The following is a 4,063-nucleotide window of genomic DNA, read 5'->3' as shown; positions in this document are numbered from 1 at the left end:
TTTCCTCGCGAAGCGGATCGTCACTACGTGATCCTGACGATCGTCGCGACGACGCTCGGCTACCTGCTCGCCAGCGCGACGCTCAACCCGACGGCCAGGTACCTCGGCAAGAACCCGCCGGTGCCGCAGAGCTCGATCGACGCCGCGCTCCAGAAACTCGGCGCCGATCCGAACACCCCGCTGCTGGTGCGGACGTGGAACTGGTGGGTGAACCTCGTCACGCACGGCTCGCTCGGCATCAGCGCCCGCGGCACCGAGGTCACCGCCGACATCGTCGCCCGGTCCGGCACGAGCCTCCGGCTGCTCGTGATCGGCACGCTGCTCGGCGCGATCCTCGGTGTCCTGCTCGGCGTCTGGAACGCGGTGCGGCAGTACAAGACGTCCGACCAGGTCTCGACCTACGCGTCCTTCGCGGTGCTCGCGACCCCGCCGTTCGTCATCGCGGTGGTCCTGATGATCCTGGCGACCAACCTCAACAACGTGGTCGGCACGCAGGTGATCAGCTTCACCGGTGAGTACACCCCGGGCGTCAGCGGGTTCTTCCCGGTGCTCGGCGACCGGCTGGTCCACCTCTTGTTACCGACGATCTCGCTGACGGTGGGTGCCGTCGCGTCGTACTCCCGGTACCAGCGCTCGGCGATGCTCGACGTCCTGTCGAACGACTTCATCCGGACGGCACGCTCGAAGGGCCGGACGCGTGGATCGGCCATCATGCGGCACGGCGTCCGCGTCGCGCTCATCCCGATGTCGACGTTCTTCGCCTACTCCTTCGGCCTCATCCTGACGGGTGCGAGCATCACCGAACTCGTCTTCAGCTGGCACGGCATGGGCGAGTACTTCGTCCAGAGCATCGGCAACAACGACATCAACGCGGCAGCGGGCACGATCCTCTTCACGGCGATCCTCGTGCTCATCGCAGGCACCCTCGCGGACCTGCTCTACGCCGCGCTCGACCCGCGAGTGAGGGTGTGACCCGTGTCTGTTCTCGACCCCACGACCACGAACACCGCCGGCGACCCCGGTGACGGCGGCGCCGGCACCCCGGCGCACGTCGTCGAGGTGAAGGGTGGCCGCACCCCGCTCTGGCGCAAGGTGCTCGGCACCTGGCGCGCCCGCATCGGCGGCGGCGCGCTGCTGCTCATCCTGCTCTGGGCCTTCGTCGGTCCGTACCTGTACCACTGGAACGCCGTCGACTCCGACGGCCTGGCGTTCGGCATGCCGCCGAGCGCGTCCCACTGGTTCGGCACGAACGACATCGGGCAGGACATCTACGCGCAGACGCTCGTCGGCCTGCAGAAGTCGCTGCTCATCGGCCTCATCGCCGGTCCCGCCGCCACGCTCATCGCCGGCATCGTCGGCGCCGTGGCCGGGTACTTCGGCGGGTTCGTGGACCGGGCGCTCGTCTGGGGCATCGACCTGCTGCTGGTCATCCCGTCCTTCTACGCGCTGGTCCTCCTCAGCCCGCTGTTCAAGAACCTCAGCTGGCTCGCGCTCATCGTCGGGCTGGCGATCTTCGGCTGGATGATCATGGCGCGCGTGATCCGCGGGCAGACGATGTCGCTGCGAGAGCGCGACTACGTCAAGGCCGCGCGGTTCATGGGTGTGCCGTCGTTCACGATCATCCGGCGGCACATCCTGCCGAACGTGGCCTCGCTGCTGATCATCGACGCCACGCTCGGGGTCGGCGCGATGATCCTGTCCGAGAGCGCCCTGAGCTTCTTCGGCTTCGGCATCCAGGTGCCGGACGTGTCGCTCGGCACGCTGCTCGCCGCCGGCAGCCAGTCCGCGGTCACCCGACCGTGGCTGTTCGTCCTGCCGGCTGCGACGCTCGTCGCCACGGTCCTCTCCACCAGCCTGCTCGGCGACGCCCTGCGCGACGCCATCGACCCCACCTCGGGAGCCAACCGTGACTGAGCCCCTGCTCTCCGTCTCCGACCTGACCGTCACGTTCAACCCGGGCTCGAAGCCCGTGTACGCCGTCCGCGGTGTGGACTACTCCGTCAACCAGGGCGAGTTCCTCGGCATCGTCGGCGAGTCCGGGTCCGGCAAGTCGGTGTCCTCGATGGCCGTCATGGGCCTGCTGCCGTCGTCGGCCAAGGTCGAGGGCAGCATCCGGTTCGACGGCCGCGAGCTGCTCGGCCTGAACGACCGCGAGATGTCGAAGCTCCGCGGGCGCGACATCGCCATGGTCTTCCAGGACCCGCTCTCCGCCCTGACGCCCGTGTACACGATCGGGCAGCAGATCGTCGAGGGACTGCGGCTGCACGACCGGAGCCTCACCCCGCACGCCGCGCGGACCCGAGCCGAGGAACTGCTGCGTGTCGTGGGCATCCCGAACCCCTCCAGGCGACTCGACGCCTTCCCGCACGAGTTCTCCGGCGGCATGCGTCAGCGCGCGATGATCGCCATCGCCATCGCGAACGACCCGAAGCTGATCATCGCCGACGAGCCGACGACCGCGCTCGACGTGACGATCCAGGCGCAGATCCTCGACGTCCTGCAGACCGCGAAGGAGATGACCGGCGCCGCGGTGGTCCTCATCACGCACGACCTCGGTGTCGTCGCCGGCAACGCCGACCGCGTCGCCGTGATGTACGCGGGCCGGATCGTCGAGACCGCTCCGGTCGAACCGCTCTTCCGCGAACCGGTCATGCCGTACACGATCGGGCTGCTCCGCTCGATGCCGAACATGACCTCGGCGCGCTCGGAGCGCCTCGTCCCGCTCGAGGGCCGCCCGCCGCTCCTCACCCAGAAGCCGACCGGGTGCCCGTTCGCCGACCGATGCCCGGCCGTGCTCGACGCCTGCCGCGAGGGCGAGCCCGCCCTGATCGCCCCCTCGGTCCCGCCGAGTGCCGACAACCCGGTGCTGACCGGCGCGACGCCCACGATCTCGAACGGCGCCTTCGACGACGAGCACACCGCCGCGTGCATCCGCCGCGACGAGATCGCCGCCGGGACGCTCGCTCGCTCCGAGATCTTCCCGCGTCCGGAGGACGTGCCCGAGGCCGAGATCGACCACGGCGACGACGTGGTGCTGCAGCTCGACGACGTCGTGAAGACGTTCCCGCTGACGAAGGGTGCGCTGTTCCGTCGGCGCATCGGCGAGGTGCACGCGGTCGACGGCATCTCCCTCACCCTGAAGCGCGGGCAGGTCCTCGGCCTCGTCGGCGAGTCCGGCTGCGGCAAGACGACCACGATCATGGAGATCCTCGAGCTCGCCGGCGCCCAGCAGGGCACCATCAGGGTGAACGGTGTCGACACCGGCTCGCTGTCGAAGGCCGACCGCCGTGCGCTCCGCAGCGACATCCAGGTCGTCTTCCAGGACCCGATGGCCTCCATCGACCCCCGGCTCGACATCGGTTCCGTGATCGGCGAACCGCTCACCGTGCAGGGTGTGCCGAAGGACGAGATCCGTCGACGGGTGCGCGATTCCCTCGAGCTGGTCGGCCTCGAGCCGAGCTACATCGACCGGTACCCGCACGAGTTCTCCGGCGGGCAGCGCCAGCGCATCGGGATCGCCCGCGCGCTCATCGTCGAGCCGAAGATCCTCGTGCTCGACGAACCGGTCTCCGCGCTGGACGTCTCGGTGCAGGCGGGCGTCATCAACCTGCTCGAGGACCTCAAGCACCGGCTCGGCCTGTCCTACCTGTTCGTCGCGCACGACCTGTCCGTGGTCCGGCACATCGCCGACGACGTGGCCGTGATGTACCTCGGCCGGATCGTCGAGTACGGCGACGGTGACCGGGTGTTCGACGATCCGCAGCACCCCTACACGCGGGCGCTCCTGTCCGCCGTCCCGGTGCCCGACCCGTTCGCCGAGGCCGCCCGCGGACGCATCCTGCTCGACGGCGACCTCCCGTCGCCGACCGAACGGATCGAGGGGTGCCGCTTCCGGACCCGCTGCCCGCTGTACCAGCTCCTCGACGAGGGCCGGCAGCAGCGGTGCCGTTCGGTCGACCCGCGGCTGCAGGACGTGCACGGCCGCGGTGTCGCGTGCATCCAGACCGACCAGAACCCGCTCCTCACCGAGCGGGTGGAGGCCGTCGCCTAGGCGGTTCCCCCG

General features: G+C 69.7%; 3 protein-coding genes. All 3 read left to right on the top strand.

Annotation, left to right across the window (positions count from 1 at the left end; translation table 11 throughout):
- Positions 1-27: 27 nt before the first annotated feature.
- From I5E_RS05325 to I5E_RS05315, 3 genes are read left to right on the top strand one after another with little or no spacing between them, the layout of a single operon-like run.
- Positions 28-972, top strand: coding sequence for an ABC transporter permease (locus I5E_RS05325; protein WP_022906079.1), 945 nt, complete (start codon positions 28-30; stop codon positions 970-972).
- A gap of 3 nt (positions 973-975) precedes the next feature.
- Positions 976-1,914, top strand: coding sequence for an ABC transporter permease (locus I5E_RS05320; protein ID WP_022906078.1), 939 nt, complete (start codon positions 976-978; stop codon positions 1,912-1,914).
- Positions 1,907-4,051, top strand: a complete 2,145-nt coding sequence (locus I5E_RS05315) for a dipeptide ABC transporter ATP-binding protein (protein WP_022906077.1) — start codon at positions 1,907-1,909, stop codon at positions 4,049-4,051. Before I5E_RS05320 ends, I5E_RS05315 begins: the two co-directional genes overlap by 8 nt.
- The last annotated feature ends 12 nt before the right edge of the window (positions 4,052-4,063 follow it).

This window comes from Curtobacterium sp. B18 (genome assembly GCF_000333375.1).
In the GTDB taxonomy this organism is placed as follows: domain Bacteria; phylum Actinomycetota; class Actinomycetes; order Actinomycetales; family Microbacteriaceae; genus Curtobacterium.
This window is presented reverse-complemented; position numbering and strand designations above follow the sequence as displayed.